Source organism: Bacillus sp. AL-1R, assembly GCF_052180195.1.
In the GTDB taxonomy this organism is placed as follows: Bacteria; Bacillota; Bacilli; order Bacillales; family Bacillaceae_G; genus Gottfriedia.
On record NZ_CP197469.1, the window covers coordinates 2,933,206 to 2,950,363 of the forward strand.

Annotated in this window: 22 protein-coding genes; 2 read left to right on the top strand and 20 right to left on the bottom strand. The window is 30.5% G+C overall.

Annotated elements, in window-relative coordinates:
• Positions 1-7: 7 nt before the first annotated feature.
• Genes ACSBO6_RS14040 through comGA form a run of 7 tightly spaced genes read right to left on the bottom strand, consistent with a single transcriptional unit; the run spans position 8 to position 3,950 of the window.
• Positions 8-406, bottom strand: coding sequence for a hypothetical protein (locus tag ACSBO6_RS14040; RefSeq protein WP_098844901.1), 399 nt, complete (start codon positions 404-406; stop codon positions 8-10).
• Positions 375-809, bottom strand: a complete 435-nt coding sequence (gene comGF / locus ACSBO6_RS14045; protein WP_180232830.1) for a competence type IV pilus minor pilin ComGF — start codon at positions 807-809, stop codon at positions 375-377. The genes ACSBO6_RS14040 and comGF overlap by 32 nt, the downstream gene beginning before the upstream one ends.
• On the bottom strand, positions 790-1,119 hold the full coding sequence (locus ACSBO6_RS14050; RefSeq protein ID WP_098844903.1) for a pilus assembly FimT family protein: 330 nt from the start codon (positions 1,117-1,119) through the stop codon (positions 790-792). The genes comGF and ACSBO6_RS14050 overlap by 20 nt, the downstream gene beginning before the upstream one ends.
• Positions 1,106-1,561 carry a competence type IV pilus minor pilin ComGD gene (gene comGD, locus ACSBO6_RS14055; RefSeq protein ID WP_098844904.1) on the bottom strand — a complete coding sequence of 152 codons (456 nt, stop codon included), beginning with the start codon at positions 1,559-1,561 and terminating at the stop codon, positions 1,106-1,108. Before comGD ends, ACSBO6_RS14050 begins: the two co-directional genes overlap by 14 nt.
• Positions 1,545-1,841 (bottom strand): competence type IV pilus major pilin ComGC, encoded by a 297-nt coding sequence (gene comGC / locus ACSBO6_RS14060; protein ID WP_098844905.1) that lies wholly within the window; start codon positions 1,839-1,841, stop codon positions 1,545-1,547. The genes comGD and comGC overlap by 17 nt, the downstream gene beginning before the upstream one ends.
• An 11-nt stretch (positions 1,842-1,852) precedes the next feature.
• A complete protein-coding gene (gene comGB / locus ACSBO6_RS14065) occupies positions 1,853-2,896 on the bottom strand; it encodes a competence type IV pilus assembly protein ComGB (RefSeq protein WP_498843526.1) in 1,044 nt (347 codons plus the stop codon).
• Entirely contained in the window at positions 2,889-3,950 is a 1,062-nt protein-coding gene (gene comGA / locus ACSBO6_RS14070) for a competence type IV pilus ATPase ComGA (protein WP_498843527.1), read from the bottom strand. The genes comGB and comGA overlap by 8 nt, the downstream gene beginning before the upstream one ends.
• Positions 3,951-4,298: 348 nt before the next feature.
• Between comGA and ACSBO6_RS14075 the strand changes: the two genes are divergently transcribed.
• Complete coding sequence (locus tag ACSBO6_RS14075) at positions 4,299-4,541, top strand: DUF2626 domain-containing protein (protein ID WP_098844907.1); 243 nt, start codon at positions 4,299-4,301, stop codon at positions 4,539-4,541.
• Between the two features lie 28 nt (positions 4,542-4,569).
• Here ACSBO6_RS14075 and ACSBO6_RS14080 read toward each other — a convergent pair whose 3' ends face one another.
• Both ACSBO6_RS14080 and ACSBO6_RS14085 read right to left on the bottom strand, forming a co-directional pair.
• A complete protein-coding gene (locus tag ACSBO6_RS14080; RefSeq protein ID WP_498843528.1) occupies positions 4,570-5,700 on the bottom strand; it encodes an SAM-dependent methyltransferase in 1,131 nt (376 codons plus the stop codon).
• Positions 5,701-5,711: 11 nt separating this feature from the next.
• Positions 5,712-6,338 carry an MBL fold metallo-hydrolase gene (locus ACSBO6_RS14085; protein ID WP_098844909.1) on the bottom strand — a complete coding sequence of 209 codons (627 nt, stop codon included), beginning with the start codon at positions 6,336-6,338 and terminating at the stop codon, positions 5,712-5,714.
• A gap of 157 nt (positions 6,339-6,495) precedes the next feature.
• Here ACSBO6_RS14085 and ACSBO6_RS14090 point away from each other — a divergent pair, with 157 nt between their 5' ends.
• Positions 6,496-6,672, top strand: coding sequence for a DUF2759 domain-containing protein (locus tag ACSBO6_RS14090; RefSeq protein WP_098233292.1), 177 nt, complete (start codon positions 6,496-6,498; stop codon positions 6,670-6,672).
• Between the two features lie 90 nt (positions 6,673-6,762).
• Here the strand turns inward: ACSBO6_RS14090 and ACSBO6_RS14095 are convergent, their stop codons facing one another.
• The 11 genes from ACSBO6_RS14095 to pstB all read right to left on the bottom strand — a co-directional run bounded on the left by ACSBO6_RS14095 (position 6,763) and on the right by pstB (position 17,089).
• Positions 6,763-7,701, bottom strand: coding sequence for a M14 family metallopeptidase (locus tag ACSBO6_RS14095; protein ID WP_498843529.1), 939 nt, complete (start codon positions 7,699-7,701; stop codon positions 6,763-6,765).
• A 300-nt stretch (positions 7,702-8,001) separates the two neighbouring features.
• A complete protein-coding gene (locus ACSBO6_RS14100) occupies positions 8,002-9,894 on the bottom strand; it encodes an LTA synthase family protein (protein ID WP_098844911.1) in 1,893 nt (630 codons plus the stop codon).
• 306 nt (positions 9,895-10,200) lie between these two features.
• On the bottom strand, positions 10,201-11,175 hold the full coding sequence (locus ACSBO6_RS14105) for an ROK family glucokinase (RefSeq protein ID WP_498844676.1): 975 nt from the start codon (positions 11,173-11,175) through the stop codon (positions 10,201-10,203).
• Between the two features lie 66 nt (positions 11,176-11,241).
• Positions 11,242-11,436, bottom strand: a complete 195-nt coding sequence (locus ACSBO6_RS14110; protein WP_098844912.1) for a YqgQ family protein — start codon at positions 11,434-11,436, stop codon at positions 11,242-11,244.
• 111 nt (positions 11,437-11,547) lie between these two features.
• Complete coding sequence (locus ACSBO6_RS14115) at positions 11,548-12,288, bottom strand: M15 family metallopeptidase (RefSeq protein WP_498843530.1); 741 nt, start codon at positions 12,286-12,288, stop codon at positions 11,548-11,550.
• A 112-nt stretch (positions 12,289-12,400) separates the two neighbouring features.
• The gene (locus ACSBO6_RS14120) at positions 12,401-13,348 is read right to left on the bottom strand and encodes an L-lactate dehydrogenase (protein WP_098844913.1); all 948 of its coding nucleotides are present in this window, start codon (positions 13,346-13,348) and stop codon (positions 12,401-12,403) included.
• Between the two features lie 193 nt (positions 13,349-13,541).
• Positions 13,542-14,108, bottom strand: a complete 567-nt coding sequence (locus tag ACSBO6_RS14125) for a 5-formyltetrahydrofolate cyclo-ligase (RefSeq protein ID WP_180232835.1) — start codon at positions 14,106-14,108, stop codon at positions 13,542-13,544.
• 124 nt (positions 14,109-14,232) lie between these two features.
• Positions 14,233-14,382 (bottom strand): 50S ribosomal protein L33, encoded by a 150-nt coding sequence (gene rpmG / locus ACSBO6_RS14130; protein ID WP_056475024.1) that lies wholly within the window; start codon positions 14,380-14,382, stop codon positions 14,233-14,235.
• A gap of 84 nt (positions 14,383-14,466) precedes the next feature.
• A complete protein-coding gene (locus ACSBO6_RS14135) occupies positions 14,467-15,453 on the bottom strand; it encodes a nucleotidyltransferase family protein (protein WP_098844915.1) in 987 nt (328 codons plus the stop codon).
• Between the two features lie 131 nt (positions 15,454-15,584).
• Complete coding sequence (gene phoU, locus ACSBO6_RS14140) at positions 15,585-16,241, bottom strand: phosphate signaling complex protein PhoU (protein WP_498843531.1); 657 nt, start codon at positions 16,239-16,241, stop codon at positions 15,585-15,587.
• A 20-nt stretch (positions 16,242-16,261) separates the two neighbouring features.
• On the bottom strand, positions 16,262-17,089 hold the full coding sequence (pstB, locus tag ACSBO6_RS14145; RefSeq protein WP_498843532.1) for a phosphate ABC transporter ATP-binding protein PstB: 828 nt from the start codon (positions 17,087-17,089) through the stop codon (positions 16,262-16,264).
• Between the last annotated feature and the right edge of the window lie 69 nt (positions 17,090-17,158).

Genomic DNA, 17,158 nt, shown 5'->3' on the forward strand with positions numbered 1-17,158 from the left:
CTCCAACTTAATCGATCCAATCAGATACTATATTTGTACTTTTTTTATACTTAAATTGAACAATATGTTTTGTTATTTTCGAATTACTACTAGTTAAAGTTACATGATATTCATCATTTGTTATTAAATAAGCATTCAATATAATTTTTGTATTATTATAATACTTAATTGTATTTCCTTGAAGTGGTAAATTACCTTGCTTTAAATCGTAAATTACCTGTGAATGTATACGATCTAGTTTGTTTTGATTTCTCGTATAAGAATAAAAGGTATTAACCGAATGAAAGATATCTATTTGTATTAGAAAAAAAATCAGCAAAATATTTATCATAAAGATGGTATAAGGTAAATATATTCCATCTTCACCAATAAATTTAATTGATAAAGATCCGAATCGTTTTTTCATACACTCCACCATTTAAATCGATTACTTTTACTAAGATTTGCCTTTCGTTTATTTGTACAAAATTAATATCCTTTATATTTTGTAGTACAATTTCATGTCCTGCTCCAAGTCTTTGTCGTCGAACAATCGTTGCATATTTGCGATAACTTATTGTAACTTGATCAAACTCTTCAAAGAGAAGAAGTTCGGTATGAACTGTAAAACTTTTACTCTTATTTGCTTCTTTTTGAACTTCTTTTGTAAAATTATCTAATTCTAATCTATTTAAGGATTCATAACTGTAATTTCGTTTAATAAAACTTCTTAAACTTGAAGTAGATATAGAAATGATCATTAAAAATAAAACAAGTGAAAAAAGTGTTTCTAGTAAAGTAAATCCTTTTTCATTCATTAACTTCTTCACATATTTCACTTTCCTTTTTTCGTTCAGTCCAAATGATACAAATTGAATTAACATGATTTCTATTGTTTATTTCTACAAAGAACTCTCTGCCATTTTTAGTGTAGTTCCCCTCTTTAAAATCTTCTCTGTTAATAAAATAAAGATGAACCATATCAGTTAATAAGTCATCTGCCATGTTGCTAACCGTTAACCTATCTTTTTTTTGTAAAAATAATGACATGGAAGGAACAATCATAAAACAAAAAATAATTAACAAGTTTAACGCAATAATCGCCTCGATAAATGTAAAACCTTTTTCATTTCCGATCATATTTAAATCGACCACTTCCTAAATAAAAAGTAACAATATATTCAGCATTTTTATATTTAATTGAAATTGTTCCAGAACTAGAGATATTACCGTCGGAGTTAAATCTTAGCGGAGGTTTTAATGTAAGGAAAGTTATGTTAATCGATTTGTCAAATTTACGAATAACAACAGGGGAATTTAGTAAATTATCTTCCATTTCATATTTATTTTGATAAAAGATGATCCTAGTAGGAATTTGTTTTATATTTGCGTTCCTTTGTGCAAGAAAAATATCATTTTGAAGCATTTGAATAAATAATGTTAACTTTTGGTCGTCTTCAATCTTCCTTACTTGATTGATCGGTAAAATTAATAACAATATCATAATTGAAAGGACTAATAACATCTCAACAAAAGTAAAACCAAACGAATTACCCACCCTTTTTTTAAGGTATAGATACATTTCCAGTTTCTTTGTCATACGATAATTCAATTTTGTTATTGCATTTATATGTTGTTATATAGCCTTGATCTTTTAAGACAGATAAATTTTCAGGTAATTGTTCATTTTCTAATCGATATGACTCAACACTTGACTGAACCATTTTTTGAAGTGCAGAACATCCTTTCGTTTGAATCGACTGTTGCTGTTTTCCTAAATTTGGTATTACCAACAATAAAAGAAGTGAAATGATAAATAAAACAATTAACATTTCGATTAAAGTAAAACCTTTTTCATTCAAACTAACTCCTCCTATATATTGTTCATTAACTGAAACATTGGAAACAGGATTGCTATATACAATGATAGAATACTTGATGAAATTAGAATTAATATGATTGGCTGAATGATCTTCATTGATCGGTGAAAGTAAGCTTCAATACTCCCCTTTAAATAATCAGCATAATCAGCAAGTTCTTTACTAAGAGTACTATTATTCATGCCATGTTCAATTACAAATATAATATCTTTATGAAATGCACGTTCATTTTTAAATGCTTCCTGCATAGAAATTCCGATTACGATTTGATTGTAAAAGATTACTGTTTTTTCTTTTATAAAAGTCCTACTATCATTATTTTGCATCGTTTTTAATGCGTCAACAATGGGAAAACCAGCATGTAATAAAATACTTAACTGCATTGAAAATTCATAAGTATTCATTGTAATTAAATACTTACTTATTAGTGGAATTTGAATTAATTTATCCATCCGCTCAATTGCATTTAATTTATTAATGACGAATAAGGATCCATAAGTGATTAATCCAATTAGGAAAAGAGAAGAAAACAATATCGTAGGTAAGCTTTTTATAACTTGTAGATAGATAAAAATAAAGGAATTCTGATTGGTGTGGAATGTTGAAAATAGCATTTCATATTGAGGAATGATAATATTTCTAAACAAAAATAAAATTAGCAACAATATTGTGATTAAAAAAATAGGATACCCCATGATTTTTCTTATGTAAGTTCTATGTTGAATCTTTTTTGTAAGCATAAAACTGCCTTCTCTTAGCGCTAAAGACAAATCACCATGCTTTTCTGCATAATACAAGTAAACAAGTATATCTTGATGAAGTCCAAGCATTTTCGCAAAATCGATGAACGATTTTCCTTCCACTAAAGCTATATTAGCTTTGTAAATCAATTCTTTCAGGTTATCTGGAAATTGTATCGTTAAGAATTCAATTGCTTGAATTAGAGGGTAACCTTTTTCTAATAGTTCTCCCAAAATTTTTAAGAGCTTAGCTTGTTCAATATAAGTTAATTTTTTTTTATTAATAAATTTACCCATAGATTATACTTCGATCCAAATGTTTATTATCAATAAAACCTAAGGCATAACCTTTAATAAGTTGACTATTTAATGTAGAGAATTGAACATCTTCATGAATTCCTCTAAATTCATTAATAACAGAATTTAGAGCATTTCCATAAAGTAATTCAAATACCCCTAATCTTCTGTGTCTACGATTAACAAAACAACTTGGTTCACATTCACCTTCACAAAAACGACATTTTATTGGAACTAATCTTTGCGAAACGATCGCAACCATTGCCTGAAATAATTCTTCTTTAGGTATACCAAGCTCTAACATTCGATATAATGCACCTTTTGTATTATTAGAATGAATAGTCGTTAATACTAAATGGCCGGTCAATGCTGCACGAACCGCAATTTTTGCAGTCTCTTCATCCCTAATCTCTCCTACCATTACGATATCTGGGTCAGATCGAAGAATAGCTTTTAATCCTGTTGCATATGTTAAGCCTGCTTTTTCATTAACTTGGACTTGAAAATATTCATCTGATCTCCTTTCAATCGGATCCTCTAATGTGATAATATTTCTTGCTATATCTTCTTTTGCTGACTGTAATAAGGAATATAGTGTTGTTGATTTCCCACAGCCAGTTGGCCCTGTAAACATCATTAACCCATGTGAATGATGTAATAAAGACAAAAGTTTACGCGTTGTAGATGGGAATAATGAAAGACTTTCTATTGGAGCAACTTTTTGTTGGGGATGAATACGAATAACCATAGACTCATCAATAATCGTTGGTAAAGTTGCAAGGCGAAGTGATAATAAAACTTCATTAATGTTAACAACTAAAATTCCTGTCTGCGGGCGTCTAATTTCTCCTATATCCATACTTCCTAAAAATTTTAAATGCATGATGATCCTCTTGGACTGCTCTTTATTTAATCGTTGAATCAGTTTCAACTCACCATCAACTCGAAAAAGAATTTGTACATCATCCTTTTTTGGTAATAAATGAATATCCGATGCTCCAAAATGGCAAGCTTTTTTTAGCAGTTCTTCAACCATTTTTTCTACTGATACCAATTTTATTCCCCCTTTCTATTATCGCAATTATAATTTTGTTTCACTAAGCTATCAAATCATGATAATTAAGAAACTGAATGAAAAATTTATATTTAGCTAAAAATTATAGACAAACTAAAGTTAATTTATCGAAATAATGTACGAGAATGTCAAATTTATATCATAAAATATAAAGTATGTTTTCAAATCAATGTATAGAAAATTATAAAATAAGAAAAATAATATCAGTTATGGTTAATTTCTTTATCATTAGAATCATTTAGAATTGTATTAATACATTGTTTACAATTGTAACTTTCTTATTTTATAATAATGAATGGGTAGAAATTTTTTATGGGGGGAATTAGGATGGATCGAATGTTCCGCGTTCTAGGATTCTGGACTGCTATATTTACGGTAATGTTCTTTGTTGGACATATGTCAGCAGCTGCACTTATTTTCGCATGTCAAACAGCATTTTTCGTAGTATTAGGCTATCTAAAGCTTTCTGAGCGTATGTACATCTATATCTTTGGCGCATACTTAACTGTGTTCTTTATTGGATTTACATATTATAGTACTTTCTTATTAGTACCTAGCTTTGGTGAATAATAAAAAACCAGTCATATGACTGGTTTTTTTATTTGTATTCATTTAATGAAATCAATTCATTCAACTTAGAGTGATCACTTGTTGACATATCTTTTGTTTGTAATAGCCATTGAAATGAATCGCTTATTCCCCCTGGCATGATTAAAGATTGAACAGCTCTATTTTGTTTATATTCACTTGAAAATGGATTTGATTGAGCATGCGGAATAAGCCAATTAAATATTCCAAAATCTAAAAGTGCATCTCTTTGGCTAGAAAAGTATAGATTTTCAATATTATTCTGTAACCCCAACTTTTTTAATTCATCCCAGTGAATATGAGTTGTAATGTCCATTTGCCCTAAATTCTCTAGTAGATTGGATTTCATTTCATGTTTGTAATAACCACGCAAACTTCCCTTAATTCGATGGGGTGCATCCCATTCTTCCCTAGTAAAACCGTAATCAACTGTTAAAATGATTCCTTTACTAATTTTCGATTGTAAAAGTTCATAAACTTTTTCCATACCAACAGGAATTTCAACTCTTTGCCCATTTTTTCCTATAAAATTGGATCTACTTAAAAAATCAATGATGATTTGATCGTGGATCTTAACGAGATTTTCTTTCAAATTATTTAGTTCATCACTAATAATGACAACTTCATGCCATTCATTTTGATTAAATTCAACTACTCGAACAGGTAAAGCATCAAACAATTCGTTTGAAAATACCATACCATTTTTGATTTGCTGGATTTCTATTAAATTTGAAAAGTATTTACAATTCAAATGGTTCGCCAATAATTCCATTTGTAATTTACGATGATACGTACTTGCATCAATAATATAGTAAGTTAAATTATGATAAATTTCAGGCTCTTTTTTTTCACAGTAAGAAAGAAAGGCGGATGCGAATCTGCCATTTCCACCACCAACTTCAATAAAAAAAGGTTCGATTAGCTTATTTTTAACAAAGCGACAAAATGAAGCTGCAATTACTTCTCCGTATACTGAACCTACTGAGCTTGTTGTATAGAAATCGCCTTTTCGTCCAATTTTTTCATTTGCTTTTAGATAATAACCCATCTCATGATCATAAAGCACTAACGAAATAAATTGATCATATGTAATGAAACCTTTTTTGCTATTATTTATCGCATTAATAATAATATTTTTCATCGTATACCTTATTATAAAAATGGATTATGTCTTTTCTCATCACCAATTGTTGTAGTTTCTCCATGCCCACTACAAACAACGACATCATCTGGTAAAGAAAGAAGCTTACCCTTTATACTTCTAATCAACTGATCGTGATCCCCACCAGGTAAATCAGTTCGTCCAATACTTCCTTCAAATAATGCATCACCAGAAAATACTGTTTTTATTTCTTTACAATAAAATGAAACACTTCCCGGTGAATGTCCTGGAGTTTCAAAAATTGAAAATAAAAAACGACCAATTTCCATTTTACCTTCTTTTTCAATTAAAAGATCTGCTTCTCTTGCAAAAATTGACTGATTTCTCATAAATAATTCAGAACCATTTTTTTGCCCATCTGTTAACCAATCTGCTTCATATTTATGAATATAAACGGGTATATTATATTCATCACGCACATCATCAACAGCCCCAATATGATCAAAATGGGCGTGGGTTAAAAGAATCGCTAATGGCTTTAATTTATTTTCTTCAATAACATTAAAGATTACATGTGCTTCTTCGCCCGGATCAAAAATTACGGCTTCATTCATATCATTGCTTAAGATATAACAATTAGTTTGTAATGGACCTAATGGTAATTGTAAAACATTCATATTTATACCCTGCTTTCTTTTTTAATCTATCTAATACTATATCATAATTTTGTTTTAGCACTTAATTTCAAATAGACAATTGTTCACAAAAGTTTTACAATAATAATGATGTGATAGCAAACAGGGGTTGCTTGAAGAAATTTATAGGGGGTTTACAATGGGTACAGTTATTATTTTTATATTAGTAGCTATTCTATGTGTTCCAGCATTAATTGGATCATTAAAGAATAAGAACTTTTTAGCCGTTTTTTGGTCAGGTGCTACATTAGTTTTATTTGCTTGGTTTGCCATTATGACAATTTTACATAACGGTTATCCACCAGCGCACTTATAAAATTTATTTCCATATGAAATGAACAAATTTCTACATAAAGAAAACATGTTCTAAAATAAAAAAGCTGACTAAATTGTCAGCTTTTTTATTTTAGGATGACTGGATTGAGTTGAAATTTTCTAAGTTAAATAATGACGTTAACAATATTGGAAACGTCTCGGAAAAAATGGATTCAAACATAGAAAGTGGCAATGGATTTATTCCTTTACCTAATTCAAGTGTAAATCCTGGTTTCCTAAAATGTTGGATATACCAATCTTTATAACCTGCATGGCTATCAATTGTTTTTACTGCCTTATAAGGACTAACAGTAGAAAAATAGTTAGCATAAACTTCCGAGATGGGTGGTTCTAGATGATCATATCCCCAATAAAATTCCTTACCTTGAGTATGCAAACATAAAATAAGATCAAACTTTCTTTCAATAGCTAAATTACTCATTGCGATTGTTTCCGGTTCAGTTAATGGAGCATCTCCTGGATAATCTCTAGGAGAGAATGTTTTTTGTTTCTTTCGTTCTTTTTCAATTTCCCAATTTGCAGGAAATTGATTGTTTAAATCAACACCTCTTATATTTGCTTTCCATCCAGTAAAACCATCATTTCCTTCGTTAATTTTATGAACGAATTCCATATAACCACTTTGATCCACAGTTCCATTGATCGCTAAATTTACCCCATCAGGATTCACCATAGGAACAATCGATAAGGTATTTTCATTAAATAATTGGCATAGTTCTTTATGAAACGGCAACTCCTCATTTTTTAAAGTGTTACATATCCAATAAAGCATTTTCATGAGTACACAAGTTGTAATCCATTCATTTGCATGAAAAGAACCATTCCAATGTATCTTTCTATGCCCATTTCCGATCTGAATCTCATAAATAGGCTGATTTAAAACACTGTGTCCAATCGTATTTAATTGAAGAAAAGGGAATTCTTGTACTAATAAACTAATATCTTTCGAAAGTTCATTAAAATCATATCTTCTTGCATGAAAGAATAAAGTCTGATTGTTTTTATACAAAAGTTTCACCTCATCAGTTATTTTCTAATTAATTGTATGTCATTAAAATAAAGAAAAGCACTTTCGTTAAAGAAGTGCTTTATTTAGCGTTTAACCGGGGCATATTGAATTTTTAAAGCTTATTGAGTCCACCGGTTGCAAGGTGGCTCAGTGATGGAGCTAGAAGATACTACTAGACGAAATTAACGAGGTATAAAAGTCTAGGCACACTTAAAAGTAACATTCCTTTCATAAAAATGACTAACTACTTTTTTTAGTAATATAAAAAAAGCACTCCCATTAAGGAAGTGCTTTTCTTGTTTATTCAAACTTCGTAGCAGCTTTTTTATATTTAACTTCATAGAAACGAAGTAAATCTTTATAAATAATTGAGTTTGAATACTCAAGAGATTTATTTGCTTTTGCTAAGTCTTCTTTAGGTGGTTTTTGTCCTTTTAATTCTTCACCAGTATTTGGATCATACATCTTCTCACCAGTGTAAATATATTTATCAGTAACAATTGTACCATCACGGAAAACTACAAAGTTTTTGTGTTTAGGTGAGAAAATATCATTACCAAAGTTAATAGATGTTTTATTTGGATCTTCACCTAATAAGTTTAAAATTGTAGGTTTAACATCAATTTGACCTGCAACTTTATGAATTGTTTCACCTTTAGTTTGTCCAGGTACGTGGATAAAGAATGGTACTTTTTGTAATTTAACATGTTCTGCAGGTGTAATATCTTGTCCTAATACTTCACTCATTGCACGGTTATGGTTTTCAGAAATACCATAGTGGTCACCATACATAACAATAATTGTATTATCATATAAACCTTTTGCTTTCATTTCTTCAATGAAATGTTTAATTGATTCATCTAAATATCGAACTGTTGTTACATAGTTATCAACAGTTTGGTCTCCAGTTGTTAAACGTGGGATCATTAAATCCTCATCATTTAGTTCGAATGGATAATGGTTTGTTAAAGTAAGCATACGATTGTAGAACGGTTTAGGCATAGAAGCCATTTTGTCTACTGATTGCTGAACGAAATATTCATCTTTAAGTCCCCAACCAATTGACGTTTCTGGAGTAACTTTATAGTCAGATTCATTATAATAACGATCGTAACCAAGACTTGGATACATCATATCTCGGTTCCAGAACGATTTGTTGTTCGAATGCATTACTGAAGTATAGTACTTTTGATCTTGTTTTAAAATTGCTGGTGTAGCAGTAAACGTATTACCACTGTTTGTAAAGTATACAGCACCACGATCTAACGGGAATAAACTATTATCAATTAAGAATTCAGCATCAGATGTTTTACCTTGTCCAGTTTGGTGGTAAAAATTATCAAAATAATAACTTTCTTTCGTAAATTTATTTAAGAAAGGAGTAATTTCTTGTCCATTAATTTTTCGTCCAATTACGAAATTTTGTAATGATTCTAATGAAACTACTACTACGTTTTTACCTTTATATTTACCGTGTAATTGTGCATTCACACCAGTATCATTAGCACGAATAAAGTTTTCGATACCTGCTAATTCACTATCATCAGCCATCGCTTTTTGAGCAGATGTTTTTGATTGAATAACCATATCATACATATGATAATTGTATAATCCTAAGAATTTAACAATGTATTCTCTATCGAATGAACGTGTTAATAATTGTGGACGTTCAGTTTCTGCTAAACCAAGGTTAACTAAGAAAATAGCAACCGCTGCTAAGAAATAAGCTGTTCTAGCTTTCCCTTTAATGTTCGCAGTAGTAAAGAATTTTTTACCCCAGAAATAATTTACCGCAATTAAGATAAAAATATCTGAAAAAGCTAAGATTGTTTTATAGCTGATCATTGCTTTAACACTTGAACCTAAATCCGAAAAGTTTCGTGTCATAAATAAAACTGGAATCGTTACGAAATCGTCAAAGAATGAATAATAAGCTGTATCAGCTATTAAAATAAAGGACATGATAATCGAAATCCAAATAATTGCTCTATTTCGTTTCGGTCCTTTTGCAAAAAGAGCTATACCTATAAATATTAATAATGAAGATATAGGAGCAATTATTAAAATAAATTGTTGCATTGAATTTTCAATTTCTAAATCAAAATAAAATTCGCTTAGTAAAGTTGCTTTAATCCATAAAAGGAATACAGCAAGTAACGGGAATCCAAAGTTTTTAATAAACTTTTTCCACATATTCTGTTCCTCCTCTTGTTAAGACTATTAATCTATTTTATCTTTTATAATACCATGTTTGTCATTTCACATATCTATTTTATTGGCATTTAAATACCAAGAATTTTTGAAATGATTCATACAATTTTTTAGCCACTAAATGTATGGATCAATAAAATTTATTTGACGTAACCTTAGGTTTTTTTCTAACGTCATTCAATTTATCATAAAGTAGTTCTGTCGTCAAATAACTAATTTTTTTTTCAATTCAATTTCAATACAATAAACATAATAAGGTACTTCAATTAGAAGTACCTTAAATTTAAGTTAAATTTCATTAGTAATAAATTTTTTTACTAAATATGCCGCTCCAATTGCTCCTGCATCGTTCCCTAACTTCGCAATTGAAAGTTTTGTCGAATCACGCACGGTAGTGAAAGCAAATTCATCAAAATATTTCTTTAATGGTTTTAATAACAGTTCACCTGCATTTGATACTCCGCCTCCAATAATAATATTTTCAGGATTTAGAGTATTTCCAACTCCAGCTAATACTAAAGCAAGATATCTCATGACATGATTAACGATTTCTTCTGCTACTTCATCACCATTCGAATAAGCTTCAAAAACATCCTTAGATGTAATTGGTGAACTATTCGACATTTCTTTTAAAACTGTTTCCTTTGTCGTATTTTGTAATTTTTCGTTTGCGATTCTTGCAATTCCAGTGGCTGAAGAAATTGTTTCTAAGCATCCCGTTTTTCCACAGTTACATAATACTCCATTTTCAAGTTGTACTGTTATATGGCCAATTTCTCCTGCAGATCCACTAATTCCATGGGCAACATCTCCATTTACGATTACGCCCCCACCTACTCCTGTTCCAAGCGTAACCATTACTACGTCTTTTGCGCCATTTCCAGCACCTTTCCACATTTCACCAACAGCTGCTATATTTGCATCATTATCAACGATTACGGGAATACCTGATTCCTTCTCTAAAATTTCTTTTAAAGGAAAATTAACCCAACCTAAGTTTACTGCTGCAAATATTAGTCCATCTTCTAATCGAACCGAACCTGGTGCCCCAATACCAATTCCAGCAATATCTTCTTTTGTCTTACCCATCTGTTTAAGCTTTTCTTCAATTGCAATTGTAATCGTTTTAGGAATATGCTTACCACTATCAGATTTATCTGTTGGTACTTCCCATTTATCGATGAATTCCCCGTTATTTGTTAATAGTGCCAATTTAATGCTTGTACCACCTAAATCTACACCTACAATCATTTTAGCCATAATGCCTTCTCCCTTCACAGTGAAATCGTTTGCAATAGATTCTAAAAAAAACGATTTCTTCAAACCGTTTTATTTTTTAATTTGATCCATCTCTTTTTTTAATATCATGGTTGCAACTTGTAAATCTTTACTTTCAAGTATATTCGCTAAAAATAATTCTTTCAGCTCATCTTGCATTAACATCAAGTCAGCTAATCGATCACCTGTATAAATAATGGTGCCATAACTTTTTAGAAATTGTTGAATGTCATATACGGATTTCATACTTAACTCCTATAATTTTATCTTTCTAAATATGTAATAAGTATAAGTTGGAAACGATTACTCGTCAATGTGAAATACCAAACAAACCATTTATTTTATAGGCAATTTTAATTATTTTTTAGGCATCATTACTTCCTCTAAAGCTAAATCATTTTCATACAAATATGTAGCGTATTTAATGCCGATATATCTAATATGCCATGGCTCATAATTGTATTTGGTACTATTTACTTTGTCCTCTGGATATCGAATAATAAATCCAAATTCATGTGCATGGTCAGAAAGCCACACTCCTTCTTTCGTTTCTCCGAATTCTTGTTCAAGCTTGTTTGCAAAATTTGGAGATGAAACATCGATTGATAATCCAGTTTGATGTTCGCTTGTACCAGGAACAGCACTAAAAGATTGAGTCCAATCTTCGCCATGAATTTGTAAATAATAATTATACAAGCTTTTTTGTCGTTCAAAAGAGCGATATGCTGAAACTGGAGTAAGTTTTATGCCATTTGTTTCTGCTCTTTCAAATAACATTTCTAAAGCATGAGCTGCCTCTTTCCTCATTAATGTCTTATCTTTGTTTACACCATGTAAAGGAACGATCGGATAAATTAAATCTGGCGGTATATATCCATCTGGTAACTTTCTTTCTTTATTAATTAACACTAAATTAGAAGTAGGATTCGTAACAGTTAATAATCCATTCTCAGCTTCAATCGCTGTATCATCGTAATTAGGAAATTTCAATGAATTCTCTTTATGCTTTTTTAGATGATATATACCTAAAAATAGTGCTAGTCCAATAATGAATATGATCATTAACACCCATGTGTATTTACCCTTTATTTTTTTCAAAATTACCTCCTTAACATCTTTATGATACTTTTACAATATTAAAAAATGTCATATTTTTCAATCTTTTTAAACACAAAGACCTCTTTCAATTTAGAAAGAGGTCTTTGTTGTTTTATAAAATAGGCTCCATTGTTTTTCTTAATGTGTCTACAGATTTTTTAAACTGACGTTGCTCTAAATCATTTAAATCAAGTTCAACGACTTCGCGAATTCCACCACGATTAATGACTGCTGGAACGCCAATATATATATCGTGTTCTCCATATTCTCCATCTAAATATGCAGAAACTGTAATAATACTATTCTCATTTTTTAAAATCGCTTTTGTTAATCTAACTAATCCCATTCCAATTCCGTAATATGTTGCACCTTTTTTCTTTATTATGTGATATGCAGCATCACGTGTATTTAAAAAGATTTCATCAAGATCTCTTTGGCTAAATTGTGGATTTTTCTTTAATACATGATGTACAGGTGACGTACCAATATTTGTTTTAGACCAAACTGGTAGTTCACTATCACCATGTTCTCCTATAATATATCCATGGATATTTCTTGCATCAACATTAAAATAATCTCCAAGCATATATCTAAAACGTGCAGTATCTAAACTTGTTCCAGATCCGATTACTCTTTCTTTTGGTAGTCCTGAAAATTTCCAAGTTGCATAAGTTAAAATATCTACTGGATTTGTGGCAATTAAAAAGATACCGTCAAATCCTGAAGCCATAATTTCTCCAACAATCCCTTTAAAAATAGCGCAATTTTTTGCAACTAAATCTAAACGAGTTTCTCCAGGCTTTTGAGCTGCTCCAGCTGTAATGACGACTAAACAAGCATCTTTACAATCACTATAGTCTCCAGCCCAAATTTTTGTTCTTGAATCTACAAAAGGTAAACAATGGCTTAAATCCATTGCGTCTCCTTCCGCTTTATCCTTATTTAAATCGATCATAACTAGTTCTTCAGCAACACCTTTATTTAACATACCAAAGGCATAGCTTGCTCCTACTGCGCCTGTTCCGATCAATGCGACACGATTTACTTCTTTGTGTAACATAATATCCACCTCATTTGTGATTAAAAGTGTAAGTAATTGGGACTTCTATATTATATATGTATATCCACTAAAAAGTTTGTGAAACTTTTTACAAATTTGTTACAGTTTAAGTCGTGTACAAATTTGATTTATTCATCATTAGACTAAAATTAAGTCTATCCTATTTTCAATCAAATCGTGTCACATTATGCACTTAGTCAATCGCTTTTATAATTCTTGATTCTGTTAAAATTAACGGCATTTTAATGTCATGTTTTTCTGTTGGTAGTTCATCAATGATTTGGATATCATATGCTAAGGCTAAGAGTTGATTAGTATAATCTTCTAAGTAACGATCATAATAGCCACCACCATATCCAAGTCTTTTTCCACTTTTTGTATAGGCTACTCCAGGAACAATTATTAAATCGATTAATTCTTTCTTTATTTCCTCACATTTTTCTTCAATTGGCTCTTGTATTCCAAAATACCCTTTCTTTAAATCATCGAATGAATTAATTTTGTAAAAGTGCATTTTTCTTGTTTCATGGTTACATTTAGGCACAACAACTGATTTATTCATTTTCCAACAAGTAGTGATTAAATACTTAGTATTTATTTCATGCTCCATTGGCATAGTCGTTGCGATAAGATCTGCACTCTTCATTTGTTCTGTACTTAATAATTTTTCTATAATTAGTTTGGACTTTTCGTCTCTGTCCGTTACTGAAATATTTTTCAAGTTTTTCATCATTAAATTTCTAATTTCTTTTTTTTCCATGATACTTGCCTCCATAGGTCAGGTTTAAGTTCTCTATAAGTAAAGCGTTGTATAGAAGAAAAAATATATTCTAGCTAAAATTATAATTTAAAAATAAAAAAAACAGTAGGAAAATTCCTACTGTTTACTTTGTTTCGCGATGAACTGTAACTTTTTTAAGTCTTGGGCAATATTTTTTAAGCTCAAGACGGTCTGGGTTATTACGTTTATTTTTAGTAGTGATATAGTTACGATCTCCGCATTCTGTACATGCTAATGTAATATTTACGCGCATTAATTTTCCCTCCTGACATAGTGACATAATCAGACTTGTATATAATAACATTCTTTCGCGATAATTTCCATAGTTTTTATTGATTCAATGTATTTCTTTTGATATTTTTTTTATTGAATTATGTACAAACTTATTTTCATAATTCAGAGTGTATTTTTGAAAGACAGCTTGATGATGTAATACACTACCTTGATCGATTCGAATATTAGAACTAATCGACACATATGGGCCAATTACACAGTTCTCTTCAATCGTAACATCATTTCCAATAATAACAGGTGAAACAATCTTTACATTATTATTTATCGTTACATGCTCACCTAAAAAGATTCTCGGCAATATTTGAACAGCAGGAATAGGTAAGTTTAATTTCTCTTCAATCCAATCTACGTTAAGCTTGGCAAACCGTCTAGGTGTCCCATAATCAATCCAATAACCTTTTAATGGATAGGCATTTAATCTGATATTATTTTTTAGCATTAAAGGTATCAGGTCATTACTAATGTCAAAATAACGATTTTCTGGAATTTGAAATAATAATTCAGGATTCATGATATAAATTCCGGTATTAACTAATTTACTAATTTCACTACCTTCATTCGGCTTTTCTATAAAATCGATTATTTGTCCATTTTTTACTTTTACATTTCCGTATGATCCACATTTATCAACTTGTTTTACAAACATAGAAAATCTACTTTTACTTTCTAAATGAATTTTTATTGCCTCTCTAATATCACCGTCAAATAGAATATCACCATTCACTAATAGAAAAGGTTCATTAAGAAAATGCTTAGAAAGTCTTAAACAACCAGCAGACCCTAAACTTTTTTCTTCTATAATATATTCAATTGAAACATTTTTTAATTTCATTGCATTGATCGTCTCGATTATTGATTGGGACATATAATGAAGCTGAATGATAAATTCATCAAAGCCAAGTCTTGTTAAATGTAATATTAAATGCTCAATTGCCGCTCTATTTGCGATTGGTAATAGTGGCTTAGGAATGTTGTTAGTAATTGGTAAAAGCCTTTGACCATATCCTCCAGCTAAAATAACAACCTTCATTTATTACCACCTCAATATCTCTTACTAGTTTAAGAAGTATGCTTAATATTACATAAATATGACAAAAGGGCATTTAGATAAATTTTGTCTAAAACGCCCTTTTAACTTATTTATAAACAAATCTTTTGTTATTATTGATTTAAAAAATAATGTTTCCCTTTAACTAGATAATAAATATTTTCTGCAATATTTGTTGCATAATCTGCAATTCTTTCAAGATATCTACAAATAAATGCCATTTGCATAATATTGGATACATGCTCAGGTGAATTTGCCATACTCGTCATTAGAGTTCTAACAGTCGTTCCATATAATTCATCAACAAGATCGTCAATTTCACCAATCTCTTTGGCAGCTTGTAAATCTTCTGTACGGTATGCTTCTGAAGCTTTTGTTAACATATCTATGCCAAGTTCATGCATCTTTTCTATATTCTCAAGTGGCAAGCTTTCTTGACGACTACGAATTCGAATTGTCGACTTTGCGATATTTACCGCATAATCTGCAACGCGTTCAAGATCATGAGCAATCTTAATAGCCGTTAAATTTCTTCTCAAGTCTACAGCAACTGGTTGTTGTCTTGTAATAATCACTAAAATTAATTCATTAATTTCTTTTTCTAATTTATTTATACGGTCATCTTCGTCAATTACTTCTAAAGCAGTTTCAACATTTTCAGTACGAAATGCCTCCATACTTTTAATAACTGCTTTTTTTGTTTTCTCAGCTAATTCGATGATCATTTCTTGTAATGATTTTAAGTCTGCTTCAAATTGATTTCTCATCACTATTCACCTGTTCCCTTCTATTATCCGAATCGTCCGGTAATATAATCTTCCGTACGTTTATCTTTCGGTGTTGAGAACAGTTTATTGGTATCTGAGAACTCAACTACTTCACCGCTTAAAAAGAAAGCAGTTTTATCCGAAACACGAGCTGCTTGCTGCATATTATGGGTAACAATAATAATACTAAAATCTTTTTTTAAATCGTGAATTAACTCTTCAACTTTTAAAGTTGAAATAGGATCTAGTGCTGAAGTTGGTTCATCCATCAAAATAACATCCGGCTCGATGGCTAAACAGCGGGCGATACATAAACGTTGTTGTTGCCCTCCAGAAAGACCAAAAGCATTCTCATGCAAACGATCCTTAACCTCATCCCATATTGCTGCGCCTTCTAAACTTTTTTCAACAATCCGATTTAAGGTAGCTTTATCTTTAATACCATGAATTTTTGGTCCATATGCAACGTTTTCCCAAATCGACTTAGGAAATACGTTTGGCTTTTGGAATACCATTCCCACCTGTGTTCTTAATTCTTCAACTGGATAGTTTTTATCAAAAATATCTTGTTTGCGGTAAAGAATCTTTCCTTCTGTTCGAACTGAAGGGACTAACTCAACCATTCGATTTAATGTTTTTAAATAGGTCGATTTACCACATCCACTAGGTCCAATAATTGCAGTAACTTCATTCTCATAAATACTTAAATTTATATTTTTCAATGCCTTATCTTGTCCATACCATAAATTTAAATCTTGAGTATCATATACAACTGATTTATTTACGTTTGTACTTAGCTCTTCAAACTCTTCATTTTTAATATGATTCTCTCTATTTAATGTCATTGTCATTACTTTTGTCCCCTCTCATCCTAAAGGAAGCTTTCTATTATCTAAAAATTTTCTTAACAATCGATAACA